Source organism: Actinomycetospora aurantiaca, from assembly GCF_037401875.1.
GTDB classification, from domain to species: domain Bacteria; phylum Actinomycetota; class Actinomycetes; order Mycobacteriales; family Pseudonocardiaceae; genus Actinomycetospora; species Actinomycetospora aurantiaca.
Genome location: NZ_JBBEGN010000007.1, coordinates 270892 through 287990 on the forward strand (window position 1 = coordinate 270892; position 17099 = coordinate 287990).

16 protein-coding genes are annotated in these 17099 nt (G+C 74.6%); 8 read left to right on the top strand and 8 right to left on the bottom strand.

The window, feature by feature from the left end; translation table 11 throughout:
• Positions 1–4: 4 nt before the first annotated feature.
• Together WCD74_RS16725 and WCD74_RS16730 are read right to left on the bottom strand one after the other, a co-directional pair.
• The gene (locus tag WCD74_RS16725) at positions 5–262 is read right to left on the bottom strand and encodes a hypothetical protein (protein ID WP_337695989.1); all 258 of its coding nucleotides are present in this window, start codon (positions 260–262) and stop codon (positions 5–7) included.
• A 48-nt stretch (positions 263–310) separates the two neighbouring features.
• A complete protein-coding gene (locus tag WCD74_RS16730) occupies positions 311–1441 on the bottom strand; it encodes a citrate/2-methylcitrate synthase (protein WP_337695990.1) in 1131 nt (376 codons plus the stop codon).
• Positions 1442–1495: 54 nt separating this feature from the next.
• Between WCD74_RS16730 and WCD74_RS16735 the strand changes: the two genes are divergently transcribed.
• Complete coding sequence (locus tag WCD74_RS16735; RefSeq protein ID WP_337695991.1) at positions 1496–2650, top strand: citrate/2-methylcitrate synthase; 1155 nt, start codon at positions 1496–1498, stop codon at positions 2648–2650.
• Here the strand turns inward: WCD74_RS16735 and WCD74_RS16740 are convergent.
• From WCD74_RS16740 to WCD74_RS16750, 3 genes are read right to left on the bottom strand one after another with little or no spacing between them, the layout of a single operon-like run.
• A complete protein-coding gene (locus WCD74_RS16740; protein WP_337695992.1) occupies positions 2614–3501 on the bottom strand; it encodes a metal ABC transporter permease in 888 nt (295 codons plus the stop codon). The two genes, WCD74_RS16735 and WCD74_RS16740, sit on opposite strands and share 37 nt — an antisense overlap.
• A 26-nt stretch (positions 3502–3527) precedes the next feature.
• Positions 3528–4397, bottom strand: coding sequence for a metal ABC transporter ATP-binding protein (locus WCD74_RS16745; protein WP_373696091.1), 870 nt, complete (start codon positions 4395–4397; stop codon positions 3528–3530).
• Complete coding sequence (locus tag WCD74_RS16750; RefSeq protein WP_337695994.1) at positions 4394–5368, bottom strand: metal ABC transporter solute-binding protein, Zn/Mn family; 975 nt, start codon at positions 5366–5368, stop codon at positions 4394–4396. The genes WCD74_RS16745 and WCD74_RS16750 overlap by 4 nt, the downstream gene beginning before the upstream one ends.
• A gap of 253 nt (positions 5369–5621) precedes the next feature.
• Here WCD74_RS16750 and WCD74_RS16755 point away from each other — a divergent pair, with 253 nt between their 5' ends.
• From WCD74_RS16755 to WCD74_RS16765, 3 genes are all read left to right on the top strand, one after another.
• Positions 5622–6455, top strand: coding sequence for a class I SAM-dependent methyltransferase (locus WCD74_RS16755; protein WP_337695995.1), 834 nt, complete (start codon positions 5622–5624; stop codon positions 6453–6455).
• Between the two features lie 44 nt (positions 6456–6499).
• Positions 6500–6670 (top strand): 50S ribosomal protein L32, encoded by a 171-nt coding sequence (rpmF, locus tag WCD74_RS16760; RefSeq protein WP_337695996.1) that lies wholly within the window; start codon positions 6500–6502, stop codon positions 6668–6670.
• 239 nt (positions 6671–6909) lie between these two features.
• Positions 6910–7812 carry a hypothetical protein gene (locus WCD74_RS16765; RefSeq protein ID WP_337695997.1) on the top strand — a complete coding sequence of 301 codons (903 nt, stop codon included), beginning with the start codon at positions 6910–6912 and terminating at the stop codon, positions 7810–7812.
• 6 nt (positions 7813–7818) lie between these two features.
• Here the strand turns inward: WCD74_RS16765 and WCD74_RS16770 are convergent, their stop codons facing one another.
• Positions 7819–8676 (bottom strand): ABC transporter permease, encoded by an 858-nt coding sequence (locus tag WCD74_RS16770; RefSeq protein ID WP_337695998.1) that lies wholly within the window; start codon positions 8674–8676, stop codon positions 7819–7821.
• Positions 8673–11603, bottom strand: a complete 2931-nt coding sequence (locus tag WCD74_RS16775; protein WP_337695999.1) for an alpha/beta fold hydrolase — start codon at positions 11601–11603, stop codon at positions 8673–8675. Before WCD74_RS16775 ends, WCD74_RS16770 begins: the two co-directional genes overlap by 4 nt.
• A 329-nt stretch (positions 11604–11932) precedes the next feature.
• On the opposite strand from WCD74_RS16775, the gene WCD74_RS16780 reads away from it, so the two are divergent.
• From WCD74_RS16780 to WCD74_RS16795, 4 genes are all read left to right on the top strand, one after another.
• Positions 11933–12901 carry a TerC family protein gene (locus WCD74_RS16780; protein ID WP_373696092.1) on the top strand — a complete coding sequence of 323 codons (969 nt, stop codon included), beginning with the start codon at positions 11933–11935 and terminating at the stop codon, positions 12899–12901.
• A 154-nt stretch (positions 12902–13055) separates the two neighbouring features.
• Entirely contained in the window at positions 13056–14180 is a 1125-nt protein-coding gene (locus WCD74_RS16785) for a hypothetical protein (protein WP_337696001.1), read from the top strand.
• Positions 14177–15187, top strand: coding sequence for an ABC transporter ATP-binding protein (locus tag WCD74_RS16790; protein ID WP_337696002.1), 1011 nt, complete (start codon positions 14177–14179; stop codon positions 15185–15187). The genes WCD74_RS16785 and WCD74_RS16790 overlap by 4 nt, the downstream gene beginning before the upstream one ends.
• A complete protein-coding gene (locus tag WCD74_RS16795) occupies positions 15184–16236 on the top strand; it encodes a DUF2705 family protein (RefSeq protein ID WP_337696003.1) in 1053 nt (350 codons plus the stop codon). The genes WCD74_RS16790 and WCD74_RS16795 overlap by 4 nt, the downstream gene beginning before the upstream one ends.
• A gap of 1 nt (position 16237) precedes the next feature.
• Here the strand turns inward: WCD74_RS16795 and WCD74_RS16800 are convergent, their stop codons facing one another.
• On the bottom strand, positions 16238–16714 hold the full coding sequence (locus tag WCD74_RS16800) for an HNH endonuclease signature motif containing protein (protein ID WP_337696004.1): 477 nt from the start codon (positions 16712–16714) through the stop codon (positions 16238–16240).
• Between the last annotated feature and the right edge of the window lie 385 nt (positions 16715–17099).

Here is a 17099-nt window from a genome sequence, read left to right on the forward strand (position 1 = left end):
CGATTCAGCCGTAGACGATCCGACGCAGCTGCCGCTCGCTGACCTCGCCGGCCCGGACGGGACGCGACGCCAGTTCGGTCGCGATCACCGCCCAGATCTCGGCGTTGCGCTGCTCGCGGGCCTGCAGCTCCCGGTGCCGTCGTCGGACGTACTGCTCGGTGGTCTCCGAGAAGTACGCGACGACGTCGGCCACCACCCGTGCGGCGACCGGCCCGGACAGACCCGTCGAGGCCGCCACGTGGCGCAGCAGCTCCGGGTCCATGACCACGAGCGTGCCGGACTTCGACGATTCAGGCCAGCATCCTGCCCGTTATCGGGCAGATTCCGGGGTCGGGCCGACGTAGCGGGCCGAGGGCCGGATGATCGTCGATTCCCTGGCCTGCTCGAGGACGTGCGCGCACCATCCCACCACCCGGCTCACGGCGAAGGTGGGGGTGAACATCTCCCGCGGCACCCCGGCCAGCGCCATCACGACGCCCGCCCAGAACTCGACGTTGACCCGCAGCCCGCGCCCGGGTCGGTGCTCGGCGAGCAGCGCCTCCGTGCGCTCCTGGGTCGCGACGGCCAGCTCCACCAGCGGCCCGCCGGACCGCTCGGCGACCTCCCGCAGCATCATCGCCCGCGGATCGGCCGTGCGGTACACGGCGTGCCCGAAGCCCATGACCCGGTCGCCCGCGGCGAGCTTCGCCCGCACGTAGGGCTCGATGCGGTCCGGGGTGCCGATCTCGTCCAGGGCCTCCAGCGCGCGGTCCGGCGCCCCGCCGTGCAGCGGGCCCACGAACGTCCCGATCGCCGCCACGACCGCCGAGGCGACGTCCGTGCCCGCGGAGGTCGCCACGCGGGCGGTGAAGGTGGACGCGTTGAAGCCGTGGTCGATCGTCGAGACCAGGTAGGACTCCACAGCCGCGGCCGCCGCCGGGTCCGGCTCGACGCCGTGCAGCGACCACAGCCAGCCGGCCGCTCCGTGCAGGTCGTCGCGCGGGGCGACCGGCTCGAGGCCCTGCCGGAGCCGCCAGAGCGCGGCGAGGATCGTCGGGGTCACCGCGCAGACGCGCAGGGCGTCGTCCCGACGCCGGGTCGGGGTGGCTCCCCAGGTCGGCGGCAGCCCCTCCTCGACGGCGAGCACGCACAGCGCCGCCCGCAGCCCGGCGAGGGCCTCGAAGCCCCGGCCGGCGCGGGCCGCCGTCGGCAGGATCGCGGCGACGGCCGGTCCGAGCTCGCGGTGCGCGGCGAGCTCGCTGCGCAGGCCCGCGCCCCCGTCGTCGGGAAGGGCTCCGTCGAGCACGAGCGCGGCGGCCTCGGCGAAGGAGACGGAGCGCGCCAGCTCGACCGCCGAGCGGCCCCGGTAGTGGTAGTAGCCCTCGTCGCCGCGGACGTCGCCGACGGCGGTGTCGCTCACGGTCACCCCGCGGAGCCCGGCGGGGACGGTGTCGATCGTCATGGGCTCACGCTCCGCCCGACCATCAATGCCGTCAATCTTGATAGCGTCAACCTCGTGCCCACCCTGACCACGGCGGAAGCGGCCGCGCGGCTCGGCGTCAAGCCGGACACCCTCTACGCGTACGTCAGCCGCGGGCTCCTGACCTCGTCGCGGGGGACCGGCGGCCGGCCCAGCACCTTCGACGCCGACGAGGTCGACGCGCTCGCCGCGAGCCGCGGCCGCCGCCCACCCGGGGTCGCCGAGTCCATCACCACGCGGCTGACGCACGTGACGGCCGACGAGGTCGTAGTCCGGGGGCACCGGCTCGTCGATCTCGCCCGCACCGAGACCCCCGACCGCGTCGCCGCGCTGCTCTGGCTCGGCGACCTCGACGCCGAGCTGCCGGAGGCCGCGCCCGACGAGGCGGTGGTCGCCTCCGTCCGCTCCCTGGTCGAGGCGATGCCCGGCGACCCGCGTCCGGTCGACCGCCTCCGACTGGCCGTCGCCGCGCTCGCGCCGACCGACCCGTGGCGGTTCGACCTCGACGCCGCCGTGCCCACCGGGCTGCGCTGCCTGCGCGGGATGGTCGCCGCACTCGGCGGACTGTGGTCGGCGATCTCGGACCGGTCCGAGGACCCCGAGGTGCTGCGCACCGCCCTGGTCCTGCTCGCCGACCACGGCCTCGCGGCCTCGACCCTCGCCGCGCGTGTGGCCGCGAGCGCCCGGGCGCACCCGTACGCCGTGGTGTCGGCCGGGCTCGGCGCGCTCGACGGACCGGTGCACGGCACGGCGTCGACGGCCGCGTACCGGTTCCTCGCCGAGGCCCTGGACGATCCCGCGCGGGCGGTCGCCGAGCGGCTGCGGGCGGGGGAGCGGCTGCCGGGATTCGGCCACTCGATCTACACGGCGCGCGACCCGCGGACCGAGGTGCTCCTGGAGACGATCGCCGGGACGCGGGAGGCCGCCCTGGTCGGCGACCTGGCGGCGCAGGTCGACGGACGGCCGGGCGTCTTCCCGAACGTCGACCTGGCCCTCGCCGCCGTGATGCACGTGCACGGCATGCGCCCGGACGCCGGCGAGGCGGTCTTCGCGGTCGCCCGCACGGTCGGGTGGATCGCGCACGCGATCGAGCAGTACGCGGAGCCGGGCCTGCGGTTCCGGGTCACCGGGTCCTACGTGGGACCGAGACCCTCCTACGCCACGGGTTCGGGACGGGGTGTCCCGCCCTGAGTCTCGCGGCGCCCGGACCGACGCAGGCGCACGGCGCCGATCGCCCGGCAGACGAGGTAGACCACGAAACCGATCGTGGTGACGTAGGGGCTGATCGGCAGGCCCGGGGAGAGCGACAGGATGATGCCGCCGAGCACCGCGACCTCGGCGATGACCACCGAGAGCACCGTGGCGACGACGGGGTTGGCCGTGACGGCGGTCGCCGCCGCGGCGGGCGTCACGAGCAGCGCGAGCACGAGCAGCGCGCCGACGATCTGGATGCCCAGCGCCGTCGTCGTCCCGAGCATCAGGGCGAACGCGATCCCGAGCGCCCGGGTCGGCACGCCGCGGGCGAGCGCCATGTCCGGGTCCAGGCTCGCGAACAGCAGGGGCCGGTAGAGCGCGACCAGGGCCACGGCCACCACCGCGCCGACGATCGCGAGAGCGATCACCTGCCCGCTGTCGACCCCGACGATCTGCCCGACGAGCAGGCTGAACTTGTTCGCGGTGCGGCCCTGGTAGAGCGACTGGAAGAGCACACCCATCCCGAGCCCGAAGGCCAGGACCACGCCGATGACGGTGTCGTTGGCGCGGGCCCGCGTGGAGAGCACGGCGAAGATCACGGCGACGAGGATCCCCCCGACCAGGGCGCCGACGCCGACGAACGCGGTGCCGGCGATGAGCAGGGCCCCGGCCGCACCCGCGAAGGACAGCTCACTGATGCCGTGGGTCGCGAAGGCCATCCCGCGCCCCACCACGAGCGGGCCGAGCAGGCCCGCCAGCAGGGCGAGCACCGCGCCCGCGGCCAGCGCGGTCTGCACGAAGGGGAGCGCCAGCAACTCGGCGGTCTGGGACAGGTCGATCAGGTCCACGGGACTCCGTGCAGGCTCGGGAGGGGTCAGGATCGGGCGAACGAGGAGACGACGACGTCGTCCTGCTCACCGTGGTGGTGCACCGGGACGTTCTCGTGGCCGACGACCAGGATCCGGCCCCGTACCCGCACGACGTCGACCGAGGTGCGGTACAGCTCGGACAGGGTCTCCGAGGTCATCACCTCGTCGGGCGTGCCGACCCGGAACCGGCCGTCGACGAGGTAGAGGACCCGGTCCACCACGGGGAGGACCGGATTGAGCTCGTGGGTGACGAACAGGACCGCCGTACCGTGCTCGCGGCGGCGCCGGTCGAGCAGGTCGATCACCACGCCCTGGTGGGCGAGGTCGAGCGAGAGCAGCGGCTCGTCGCACAGCAGGATGTCCGGGTCGCCGACGAGCGCCTGGGCGATGCGCAGGCGCTGCTGCTCGCCGCCGGACAGGCGCCCCACGGGGGCGTCGGCCCAGGCCTCGGCGCCGACCTGGTGCAGCGCGTCCGCGATGCGGTCACGCCGCTCGCGGCGTCGGCGGCCGAACACCGGCCCGAACCGGTGCCCGTCGAGACCGAGACCGACGAAGTCGCGGCCGCGCAGGGGCACCGACGGGTCGAGCGCCTTCTGCTGCGGGACGTACCCCACCCGCGACGAGCCCCGCTGGGGGCGGCGACCGTCGACGAGGACCTCGCCGGCGGCCGGGGGCAGCAGCCCCAGGAGCATGGTGAGCAGCGTCGTCTTGCCGGACCCGTTGGGCCCGAGGATCGCGACGAACTCGCCCTGGGAGACGTCGAGGTCGAGGTCGGACCAGAGCCGCCTGGTGCCCCGCTCCACGGCCGCACCGCGTAGCGCGACGACCGGTGCCGCATCGGCGGCACCGGTCGTCGCGCGGGGACCCGAGGTCACTGCGGCGCCCCCACGGCGGTGGCGATCTGCGACCGGAGGCCGCCGAACCAGCCGAGCCAGTCCGTGCCCGGGGGAAGTGTCTCGCCGACGTTCACGACGGGGATCGTGGCCTGTCCGGCCAGCGTCTGCAGGTTCTGGGTCACCGGCGACTCGGTCTGCGGGTTGAAGAACAGCACGTTCACCTGACGGTTCGTCAGGACCGCGTTGGTGTCGGCCACCGCCGCGGCGGGCGGGTCGGTCTCCGCCTCGATGGCCTCGGCGAACTCCTCCGGGGTGGCGTCGGCGATGCCGGCGGCCCGCTCCAGGTAGAACGGCACCGGCTCGCTGGAGAGCCCGCGCAGGCCGGGCCGCGCCTGCCCGATGGCGGCGTACTGCCGGGCGATCTGGTCCACCTGCCCGGCGAACTGCTCGGCGCGCTGGGTGAGGGCCTGCGCCTGCGCGGGGTCCGCCTGACCGAGGCGGGTGGCGACCTGACGGGCGACCGCGCTGACCGTGGCCGGGTCGAACCAGACGTGCTCGTTCTCCTCGGCCGGGTCGGACCGCAGGTCGTACGCCGCGACCGACTTGGCGCCGGCGCCCGCGGCGTCGACGGCGCGTTCGGCCCACTCGTCGTAGCCGCCGCCGTTGAGGACGACGAGGTCCGCCTGCCCGATCGCGGCGGCGTCGGCCGGGGTGGACTCGTAGGAGTGCGGGTCGACGTTCGGGTCCGAGACGATGGACCGGACCTGCGCGTCCGGGCCGGCGACCTTCGCGACGATGTCGCCCCAGACGTTCGTGGTGGCCACGACGTTCAGGGTCCGCGTGCTCGCGGGCGCCGACGGCGGAGCGGCCGCGCTCGGCGCGGGGGGCGCCTCGGCGCCCGACGAGCAGGCCGCCACCAGGCCGAGCACCCCCACCGTGGCCGCCAGCCACGTCACTGCTCCACGCCGACGGGGGCGTGCGGCGCCGGTACCGGCGCTCGGGATCGTCATGAGTCTGGTCCTCCTCCTCGGTCCTGGGTGCAGATGATAATCGTTCCCGAATGGACCGCCAGTACGGGGCGTGACTGGGCGGTCACATCACGGCATGCGAATACGCGCATCGTTGCGCCGTCGGAGTCGGGCGGTGGCGATTCCGGGCCCGGGTCGATCACCGAGAGTCGCACGGGCGTCCTTGGACGGAGATCGTGCACGGGACGCTCCGACCATGCGGCATCGTCGGACCGACTGCGGAGGAGGGGCCTCGATGAGCGACACGGACCGGCCGGCGACCGATCAGGCGGCGTTGTGGAACGGCGGGGGCGGTGACACGTGGGTCCGGATGCAACCGGTCCTCGACGACCTGTTCGCGCCGGTCTCGGACCTGCTCGTCGGTGCGGTCGGGGACGCGGTCGGGGGTGGCGGACGGGTTCTGGACGTCGGGTGCGGGACGGGGGCGACGACGCTGGCGCTCGCTCGGCGGGGTGAGGCGACCGGCGTGGACGTGTCCGTCCCGATGATCGAGCTGGCCCGTCGGCGTGCCGCGGACGAGGGCTCTCCGGCGCGGTTCGTCGTCGCCGACGCGCAGCGGTACGCGTTCGATCCCGGCGGCGCGGACGTCGTCGCGTCCCGGTTCGGCGTGATGTTCTTCGACGACCCCGTCGCCGCGTTCGCGAACCTGCACCGCGCGGTCGCGAGCGGAGGTGCGTTGCGGATGGTGGTGTGGCGCTCGGCCGAGGAGAACCCCTTCATGACGACGGGCCCGCGCGCGGCCGCGTCGGTCCTCACGGTGCCGACGCCGCCGCCCGACGCGCCGGGCCAGTTCGCCCTGGCCGACCCGGACCGCGTGCGGACGGTCCTGGGCGACGGCGGCTGGCAGGACGTGGCGGTCGACCCCGTCGACGTCACGACCGCGATGCCGGCCGCGGACCTCGAGGACTACGCCCTGAGCATGGGACCGGTGGGACGGCTCCTGCCGGGGCTCGACGACGCCACCCGGGCGCGGGTCGCGGAGCTCGTCGTCCCGGCGTTCGAGCAGTTCGTCGTCGACGGGAGCGCCCGCATCGAGCTGGCGTGCTGGCTCGTCTCCGCCCGCGCCTGACGGGCGGGCGGTCGCGCTCTGATGAACATGATTATCATGTGAGCATGGCCGTCCCCAAGCGCCGCATGTCTCGCGCCAACACCCACGCCCGACGCTCGCAGTGGAAGGCCACGGCGCCCGACCTGGTCCCGATCACCGTGCAGGGCACGGAGATCCTCGTGCCCCGCCCGTTGGTCAAGGCCTATCAGCGGGGCCACCTGCGCCCGGAGAACTGAGCGCCGCGCCGTCCCGGCCACCGGGGTCGACTCGACGAGCGGGCGCGCGGGCCGGCCGCGCGCGAGCTCGCCGACCCACCCGCGCGCAGGTCTGGTGCGCAAGGCGAGTCGGGTCACTGCCGTCGGACTGTCACGAAACGGCAACGGGAGACGATGATTCACCCGGCAGGGTCGCTCGCTCGAGTGGGCGCTGCCGTGCCGTGAGCCCGGGGACTCCGACAGTGACGAGGTGCGACGTGGTGGCACAGGCGACAACCGCCGCGGAAGCGATGCCGCGCGAGGACACGACCGGCACGGCCGAACGCTACGTCGACACGCTGGCGGGGCTCCCCGGCGCCGAGCACGTCGCGGTGGTGGACGCCTCGGGGCAGCAGGTCCTGGCAGAGTGGGGTGGTCCGGAGGGCTCGGCGGACGCGCTGCTGGACCGGGCCCGCGCCGACGCCACCCGGAGCGGGCGCCGTGAGCTCGAGGACGTCGTGTCGACGACCCCGGCCGCATACCACCTCTCGCGCCTGGTGCTCGCGGGGCCCGGCCACCCCGAATCGGTGTGGGTGGGCCTCCGGGTGAATCGTGAGCAGGGGAGTCTGGCCTGGTCGAAAGCGGCCCTCGCTGGGCTGGACGGCCCCCTGGCTCCCCTCGCCGCACGCATTCCGGGACCGCGCGAGGAGCCCCTCGCCGGAGACGCCCCGGAGCTGCCTGCCCCGACGGTCGTGCCGGCGCCCGCGACGTCGATCTGGCCTCCGCTGACGACGAAGACCCATGTCGTTCTCACGGCGCGGGTCGCCGCACCGAAGCCGGTGGCCCCCCAGCCGGAGGCCGCGACCGCCGAGACCACCGAGACCACCGAGACCGAGGTGGCGACCACCGTCGAGCTGAGCCTTTCCGAGCCTGCCGCGCCGGAGGCGCTCCCCGAGCCGCCCTCCGCCGACCCGGGCCCGCGCAGCTCGTTCGCCCCGGTGCTCACGGTGGCGGCGCCGCCCTCCCCGGTCCCGGACGACGGCACCACCGAGGAACCCGCTCCGATGCCCGCGCCGGTCGTGTACGCACCCGCTCCCGGCGCCGCCCCGACCGCCGCCCCGACCGACCCGGACGAGCCGAAGGTGATGAGGCGGCTGATCCACGGCCTCCGTCCTCGACCCTGAGTCGGGTCAGCTGGTGATGTCCTTGCGCCGGAACCACCACACCGCGGTCGCACCGAACGCCGTGGCCCAGACGAAGGCCGCCAGCACCCCACGGGCCATGTCGGTGCCGTCGACGTCCGCGGTGAGCAGGTCGGTCCACGCGAACGCGTAGTGCGTCGGCAGGACCTGGCGGATCGAGCCGAGCGCGTCCACGGTGTCGAGGATCTGCGAGAGGATCGACACCAGGACGGCTCCGCCGACCGCCCCCAGCGGCGCGTCCGTGACCACCGAGAACAGCGTCGCCACGCCCGCCACCCACGTGAGCTGCAGCGCGATGAAGACGACCGCGATCGCGAGCCGCAGCACCCCGGCGCCGTAGGGCAGGGTCTCGCCGGTCGGCGACGCGAGCGCGCCGTCGCCGTAGACGAGCGTCCCGAGCGCGATCGCCACCAGCGGCAGGACCCCGATGACGACGGCGGAGAGCAGGCTCGCGACCACCACCTTCTGGCGCAGCAGCCGCACCCGCGGGACCGGGATCGCCAGCAGGTAGCGCAGCGACGACCACGACGCCTCGCTCGCGACCGTGTCCCCGAAGAACAGCGCCACGACCACCACGAACAGGAAGCTCGCCGACGAGAACAGCGCGAACACGACGAAGTTGGGGCCGGAGGTCTGTGCGAGGTCGGTCAGCGACAGCCCCGCCTGCCCCGGCGACGACGAGTCGCCCACCGAGAACGCGATCCACAGGATCACCGGGAGCAGCGCGAACAGCCCCAGCGTGACCTGGGTGCGTCGGCGCCGCAGCTGCCGGAGCAGCTCGATCCGCACCGGCAGCGTCCGCCCCGACGTCTCCTGCCGCGGGCCCAGCCGGACGTCGCTCGTCATCGGTTCTCCTCTCCGATCAACGCGAGGAACGCGTCCTCGAGACGCCGCCGCGGCCCGACCCCGGCGACGGCGACACCCGCCTCGACGAGCACCCGCACCACCTCGGCCCGCTCGGCCTCCGTGCTCCCGCTCTCGGCGATCACCACGTCGTCGCGCTCCGGGTCGGACTCCGCCGCGAACCCGGCGTCGCGCAGCACCATCACCGCCCGGTCGCGGTCGGCGGATGACCCGCCGACCGCCACGGCCACCTGCCCGCCCGCGACGAGCTCGGCGACCTCCCCGCTCGCCACGACCTCACCGCGGTGCATGACGACGACGTGGTCGCACGTCTGCTCCACCTCGGCGAGCAGGTGGCTGGAGACGAGCACGGTGCGCCCGCCCGAGGCCGCGTAGTCCTTGAGCACCTCGCGCATGGCGTGGATCTGGGGCGGGTCGAGCCCGTTGGTCGGTTCGTCGAGCACGAGCAGGTCCGGCAGCCCGAGCATCGCCTGCGCGATCGCGAGCCGCTGGCGCATGCCCTGCGAGTAGGTCCGCACGACCCGGTCCACGGCCGTCCCCAGCCCCGCGATCTCCAGCGCCTCGTCGAGGCGCGCCTCACCGATCGGGCGCCCCGTCGCGGCCCAGTACAGCTCCAGGTTCGCCCGGCCCGACAGGTGCGGCAGGAACCCCGGGCCCTCGACGAACGAGCCGAGCCGGCCGAGCACCGGTGCGCCCGGCGTCACCCGCACGCCGAACACGCGCAGCTCACCCGCCGACGGGCGGAGCAGCCCCAGCAGCATCCGCAGCGTCGTCGTCTTGCCCGCGCCGTTCGGCCCGAGCAGCCCGAGCACCTGGCCGCGCTCCACCCGGAACGACACGTCGCGCACCGCGACGAACCCGTTGCGGTACTGCTTCGCGAGCCCGCGGACCACCAGCGGGACGTCGACGAGGTCGGGGGCCACGGCGAGGTCGCCCCCGGGCTCGAGGTCCCGACGACGACGGCGGGCCGCGACGACCCGGCCGATCACCACGGCCACGACGACCGCGAGGAGCAGCGCCCCGATCGCGACGAGCGGCCCGAGGGGCACGGTCGAGCCGCCGGTCTGCGAGCCCGGCACCTCCGGGACCGCGAGGCCGGGACCGGCGAGCCCGATCCGGTACACGGCGGGGTCCGCGGGCGAGGCGAAGCCCTGGTCGGTCGTCGCGACCGCCACCTCCAGCCGGTGCCCCGCCTGCACGGTGGCGACGACCGCGGGGAGGGTCACGGCGACGGTCGTCGCGGTCCCGTCCCGCGGCAGCGCCGGCAACCGCACCGGGGCCACCGCGTTGCCCAGCAGCGTCCGCGTCTCCGGGGCGCCGTTCTGCCCGGGCGTGACGTCGTAGACCTTGCCGAACAGGACCGGCCCGGTGGTCGGGGCGGGCGCGCCCGGCGCGGTCGAGGGTGTCGCGGCGACCGAGAGCGTCACCTGCGGGGAGCCCGACACGATCGTGCGCGTTGCCAGGGGCGCCGTGCGGAACGTCGCGGCCTGTCCGGGGAGGTCGGTGGCGAGCCGGCCGAGCAGGGCGCTCGCGCCGCCACCGCCGCCGCCACCCTGGCCCCCGCCGCCCTGGCCGGACCCGCCGTCGTCGTCATCGTCGTCGGAGTCCCCGCCCGAGCCGCCGCCCGCGCCGCCGGCCAGCCCCGCGAGGCCCGGGATGGACGAGACCGAGCCCGGGACCCCGCCGGCCGGGGCCACGACCGCCTGCGGTCGACCGTCGAGCGGGAGCTCGGAGCGCGGGGCCGGGTCGGGCGTCTCGCCGGGTGGGGCGAGGCCGGGATAGGAGGGCGCGGTGACGATCCGCTGGGTCGGCGCCGAGCGGCTGCGCACCCCGGAGGGCAGGGCGTAGGTGAACGTCGTCGGGGCGGACGCGACCGTGCCCAGCAGGTGGTGGTCGAGCCACCCCTGGATGCGGGCGTTCGTGCGGCCGTCCGGCGACCCGCCGTCGTGACCGCCGTTGAACCAGGCCACGGCTACCGTGCCGCCCCCGGCCGCGATCGCGCGCGCGTTCGCGTCCGCCTGGTCCAGGCCGAAGAGCGTGTCGTTCTCGCCCTGCACGAGCAGGGTCGGCGCCTGGATGCGCCCGGCGACCGACGCGGGGGAGGAGCGGGCCAGGTACGCCGCGAGGCCCGCGGGCTCCCGGCCGGTGCGGACCGCCTCGACGTAGCCGGCACAGACCTCGGGCAGGAAGCGGCCGCACACGTCCGGGATCTGCCCGGCCGCCGTCGTGCGGGAGCCGATGCCGAAGAACAGCGACGCCCAGGACCGCTTGAACACGCCGTCCGGCGCGTTCGCCCCGACCGCCGGGGTGACCGGCTCGACGGGGCCGGGCGCGGCGGCGTTCGGGAACAGCGCCTGCCCGAGGTCGTTCCAGGTGATCATCGGGACGGTCGCGTCGATCCGGCGGTCGTAGCCCGCGAGCAGCAGGGCGAGGGCGCCGCCGTAGGAGCCGCCCATCACGCCGACCCGCGGGTCGCCCGGGCCGTCGAGAGTGACCTCCGAGCGCTGCGCGAGCCAGTCCACCAGCTGCACCGCGTCCGCGACCTCGTAGTCCGGGTTGTTCAGCGCGATCTGCCCGGTGCTCTGCCCGAACCCGCGTGCCGACCACGCCAGCACGACGTAGCCCCGCGCGGCCAGGCTGCGGGCCTGGCCGTCGACGGACCGCTTGTCCGCGCCGAACCCGTGGGCGAGCATCACTGCGGGCGCCGGGGTGCGGGCGGGCAGGTAGAGGGTCGCGTCGAGGGACTGCGGCTGGTCGCGGGCCGGTCCGTCGCGCACCGCGATGCGGAGGTCCTGGACCCGCGTCGTCGCACCGTCCGGGTCGGCCTGCGCGGGTGCGCCCTGGGCGGGCGTCGCGAGCAGCAGCCCCAGGAGCACGACGAGGGGCAGCACGAGCAGGCGGATCACCACCGGAACCCTAGGTGGCGGCCGTGATGTCGGCGTGCGGAGCGGTCCCGGCCCACCTGAGAGTGAACTGTGCGACACCCCGCGTGTTTGCTGAGCTTCGCTCATGGAATAGTCCGCCGCGGAGGGGAGTATCCCCGGATCGCCTGCGGGCGCCTCGTCAGCACGACAGCGGAAAGATGTCCGGGGCGCTCGGCGCGCCGGCCCGGTACGGGTCGGTCGCGGGAGAGACCTCCGGTGAGGTGTCGAACGTTCCCACCGGAGGATCCGTGTTGCTGTCCGCTGTGCCCGCTGTCCCCGGGCCCGTCGCCGCCCCCGAGGGCGAGCCGTTCTGGGTGTGGGTGGTGACGATCGCCGGGCTGCTCGTCGTGCTCGCCGTCGACCTGTGGGCCGGGCGCCGCCCGCACGAGGTCACGATGCGCCAGGCCGCCCGCGGGGTGGCGATCTACGTCGGGCTGGCGGTGCTGTTCGCCGCCGGCCTGCTGCTGTTCGGCGGGCAGCCGAAGGCGACCGCGTTCGTGGCGGGGTACGTCACCGAGTACTCGCTCTCGGTGGACAACCTGTTCGTCTTCCTGCTGATCATGACCGCCTTCGCCGTCCCGAAGGCCTTCCAGCACCGCGTCCTGCTCGTCGGCATCGTCATCGCCCTGATCATGCGCGGCGGATTCATCCTCGCCGGCGCCGCGGTCATCACCCGCTTCTCCTGGGTCTTCTACCTCTTCGGCGCCTTCCTCATCATCACCGCCATCAAGGTCTGCCTCGAAAAACAGGACGACGACGACCCGGAATTCCAGGAGAACCTCCTACTGCGCGCGGTCCGCCGCGTCGTCCCCGTCACACCCGACTACCGCGACGCCAAACTCGTCGTCCGCGAAGCCGGCCGCCGGATGATCACCCCGATGCTCATGGTCATGATCGCCATAGGGCTCACCGACCTGCTCTTCGCCCTCGACTCCATCCCGGCGATCTTCGGACTCACCAAGGACCCCTACATCGTCTTCACCGCCAACGCCTTCGCCCTGCTCGGACTACGCCAGCTCTACTTCCTGCTCGGCGGACTGCTCTCCCGCCTGGTCTACCTCCAGTACGGCCTCGGAGTCATCCTCGCCTTCATCGGCGTCAAACTCGTCCTCGAAGCCCTGCACTCCAACACCCTGCCCTTCCTCAACCACGGACAACCGGTCCCCGTCCCGCTGATCGGCATCGAACTCTCCCTCACCGTCATCATCGGCGTCCTCGCCCTCACCACCATCGCCAGCCTCATCCGCACCCGGTCCTCGAAGCGCGAGCTCGAGTCCGTCTGAGGATTCACGGCGTCCCCGCGCCGCGCCTGGCACTCTCGTGGGTGAGCAGGTGGTCGGCGGGACGGGAGCGTGGGTGCGGGAGACCAGAGCAGGGGCCGAGACGGCTCCGCCGGTGCACGCCGTACGCCTCCGCCGGTGGTCGATCGTGGCTCTCGTGGCCGCGCTGGTGATCGCCGTGCCGGCCGTGGTCGCCTCCTGGCCGGCCTCCCCGGAGGTCTCCGTGGCCCCGGCCGAGCTGCGGGCCCGCGCGGAGGCCTCGGAGGCGTTGCCCTGGAGCGGCTACGCGGAGGCGTCCGGCGGGCTGAACCTCCCCGAGGTGGCGCAGTTCTCCGACGTCACGACGCTGCTCTCGGGGACCTCGCGCCTGCGCGCCTGGTACGCGGCCCCGGACTCGGTGCGGGTCGACCAGTTCTACCCCGCCGGCGAGCGCAGCCGCTACACCACCTCGACCGGCCAGGTGGTGTGGGACTACGGCGCCCAGCTGCTGACCCTCGTGCGCCGCGACCCGATCGTGCGCCTCCCGCGCCCGGACGACCTGCTGCCACCGCAGCTCGCCCGCCGGTTGCTCTCCGGGACGCTGCCCGACGCCCCCGTGTCCGCCCTGCCCGCGCAGCGCATCGCCGGCGTCGACGCCGCCGGGTTCTCCGTGGCCGTGGACGACCCGCGGACCACCGTCGGCGCGCTCGACGTGTGGGCAGACCCCGTCAGCGGGCTCCCGCTCGCGGTGGAGATCCGCACGAAGGACGAGCGCGGGACGGTGGCGGGTGCTCCCGTCGTCCGGAGCCGCTTCCTGGACCTCGAGCAGGCACCGCCGGACCCGGCCGTGCTCGTCGCGCAGGCCGCGCCCGGGGTCGGGGTGACCCGCAGCCCCACCTCGGACCTGTTCGGGGTGCTGGGCCGGGGCGACCCGCAGTCGGTCCCGGACGTCGTCGACGGGATCGACCGGGTACCCCCGCAGCGGGGGTTCGGGGCGATCGGGAAGTACGGCACGACCGTCGCCCAGCTCATCGTGGTCCCGCTCCCCGCCGAGATCGCCTCCTCGCTGCTGCAGAACATCGATGACGCCGGGTCGGCCGGCCGGTCGATCACGGTGACGCCGCCGCAGAACGCGCTCGGCCGCACCGCGAACGCCTCCGCCGGCGCGCTGGAGTCCTCGCTGCTGCGGCTCGCCGTGGTCCGGGTGGGCGACCGCGCCTGGGCCGTGGGCGGACTCGTCACCGACGACGTGCTCGACCGGGCGGTGGCCGACATCGCCGACGACCAGGCAGGAGTTCCGTGACCGAGGCCCGCCGGTCCACCGGCGTCCGCACCCCGCCCGAGGCCGTCCCGACGCAGCGGGCGCGCCCCCTGCCCGGGCCTCCGGTCGACCAGCCGCTGGTCATCGAGACCCGTGGACTGACCAAGCGCTACGGGACCCGGGCCGCCGTCGACGACGTCGACCTGCACGTCGCGCAGGGCGACCGGTACGGCTTCCTGGGCCCGAACGGGTCGGGCAAGACGACCATGGTGCGGATGCTGCTGGGGCTCGTGTTCGCGACCCGCGGGGAGATCCGGGTGCTCGGCCACGAGGTGCCGAAGGAGGTCCACCGGGTGCTGCCCCGGATCGGGGCGATGGTCGAGGGCCCGGCCGCCTACGGCCACCTCTCCGGGCGGGCGAACCTGGACCTGCTGGACGCCTCCGGCCCCGGGCCGCGCACGGGCCGCCGACGGCGGGTCGGCGAGGCGATGGAGCGCGTCGGGCTCGGCGGGGTCGATCGGCGGCCCGTGCGCACCTACTCGCTGGGCATGCGCCAGCGGCTGGGCCTCGCCGGCGCGCTGCTCTCGCGTCCCGACCTGCTCGTTCTCGACGAGCCCACCAACGGGCTCGACCCGCACGGCATCCGGGAGATCCGCGAGCTGCTGATCGAGCTCAACCACGAGGGCACGACGGTGTTCCTCTCCAGCCACCTGCTCGCCGAGATCGAGGCGCTGTGCACGACGGTCGGCGTGGTCGACCGGGGCGCGCTGGTCCTCGAGAAGCCGCTCGACGACGTGCGCCGCTCCACCGGTCGGGTCGTCCTCTCCACCCCCGACGCCGACCGGGCCGCGGCCGCCCTGGGCTCGGCCCTGGTCGACCGCCGTCCGGACGGCGGGTTGGTCGTGGTCCCCGCGAACGGGTCGGGTGCCTCGGGCCTGGCCCAGCACCTGGTCGGCGCGGGGGTGCGGATCGACTCACTGGAGCCGGAGACGATCAGCCTCGAGGACGTCGTCGTGCGCATCACCGGGCCCGGGAGCGACCGCGCGTGATCGTCGTCGAGCTGCGCAAGATGTTCCGCCGGCCGCGGACCTGGCTCACGATCGGGCTGCTCTGCCTCCTGCCGGTGATCGTGGCGATCTTCCTGGCCTCGACCCGGATCGCGCCCACCCCCGGGCAGGGCGCGGCGTTCCTGTCCGCGGTGCTGGAGTCGGGCTCGCTGTACCCGGCCGCCGCGCTCGCCCTGGTGCTGCCGATCTTCCTGCCGGTGGCGGTCGCCGTCGTGGCGGGCGATGCGGTGGCAGGGGAGTCCGGCGCCGGGACGCTGCGCTACCTGCTGGTGCGCCCCGTGGGCCGCACGCGGCTGCTCGTGGCGAAGCTGGTGTCGGTGGTGGTGTTCGTGGTCGCGACCGTGGCCGCCGTCGCCGGCACGTCGTACGTGACCGGCGTGACCCTGTTCGGCGCCGGTGACCCGGTCGCCGTGGTGAACGCGATCCCGCAGATCTCGGGCCCCGGCGGCGGTGGGTCGTCCGGCGGGGGATCGGGCGGCGGGGCGGGGGCCTCCGCGCCGGCCGCCTCGGGCGGGTCCGCGAGCGCCGCCGACGCGGGTGATCCCGGAGCCGCGGGCGGCGCCGCCGGCTCCGCGCCGGGGGCGCCCCCGACGGCCGGGGCGCCGAGCCAGCTCGACCCGACCGAGGCCCGCGAACGTGCCGCCGACTCGGTCGCCTCGCTCTCCGGTGACCCGCTCTCGCCCGCCGACCTCGCACTCCGGCTGCTCGGCGCCATGGCCTACATCACGATCTCGATGCTCGGCGTCGGCGCGATCGCCCTGTTCCTCTCCACCGTGACCGCCTCCTCCCTCGGGGCCACGCTCGGCGCCCTCGCCGCCCTGATCTCCTCGCAGGTACTGGTCACGCTCGACGCGGCCGCCTCGGTGACCCCGTATCTCCCGACCCGCTATTGGCTGGCCTGGATCGACTTCTTCCGCGACCCGATCTTCCTGCGCGACATCCGCGCCGGGGTGCTGGTGCAGGTCGCCTACGTCGTGATCCTCATGGTCGCCGCCTGGGCCAACTTCACGACCAAGGACGTCGCCCAGTAGCTCACGCCTCGAGGGTCCACGGCCGGTTGTGGCGTGGGGTGCGGGTGGGGTCGAGCCAGGCGGGTGGGATGAACCAGGGCAGGTGGTCGTGCATGACGATCTCCCATCCGGAGTGGTGGACCAGTCCGTGGTGGGAGGTGCACAGCAGTCCGAGGTTGTCGGGTTCGGTCTCGCCGTGGTGGGCCCAGTGTCGGATGTGGTGGATCTGGCAGTGGCGGGCTTTGCGGCGGCAGCCGGGGAAGGCGCAGTGCCGGTCGCGGGCCCAGATGGCGCGCCGTAGCCCGGCGGGCGGGGTGCGGCTCTTGCGGCCGAAGTCGAGGACCTCGCCCTTCGAGCCGAGGACCATGGGGATGATCTCGGCGTCACACGCCAAGCGGCGCACGGTCTCGGGGCGGATCCAGGTGGTGTCCTCGAGCAGCGCGAGGGCTTTGCTGCGGTCGGCGAGCTGGTCGCGCAGCGTCTCGAAGTCGACGGTCACGGTCAGCTGCAGCCGCGGCACGTCTCTGCCACGGGCAGGCCGCGGCCTCGGTGGCGGTGGCGGTGGCGGTGGTGCTGCCGGACTGTGCGGGCCATCGCTGTCGTCGGCAGGGTCGGCAGGGTCGGCAGGGTCGGCAGGGTCGGCAGGGTCGGCAGGGTCGGCAGGGTCGGCAGGGTCGGCAGGGTCGGCAGGGTCGGCAGGGTCGGCAGGGTCGGCAGGGTCGGCAGGGTCGGCGACGTCGGCGACGTCGGCGTCCGGGCCGGGATCGGGCGCGTCCTTGTCCCCCGCGTCCGCGCTGGTGCCGGATCCGTCGGCGTCTCGGTCGGGGTCGGTGTCGTGGATGCCGGCATCAGCGCCGGTGTCGCTCCCAGGCTCGGTGTCCTCG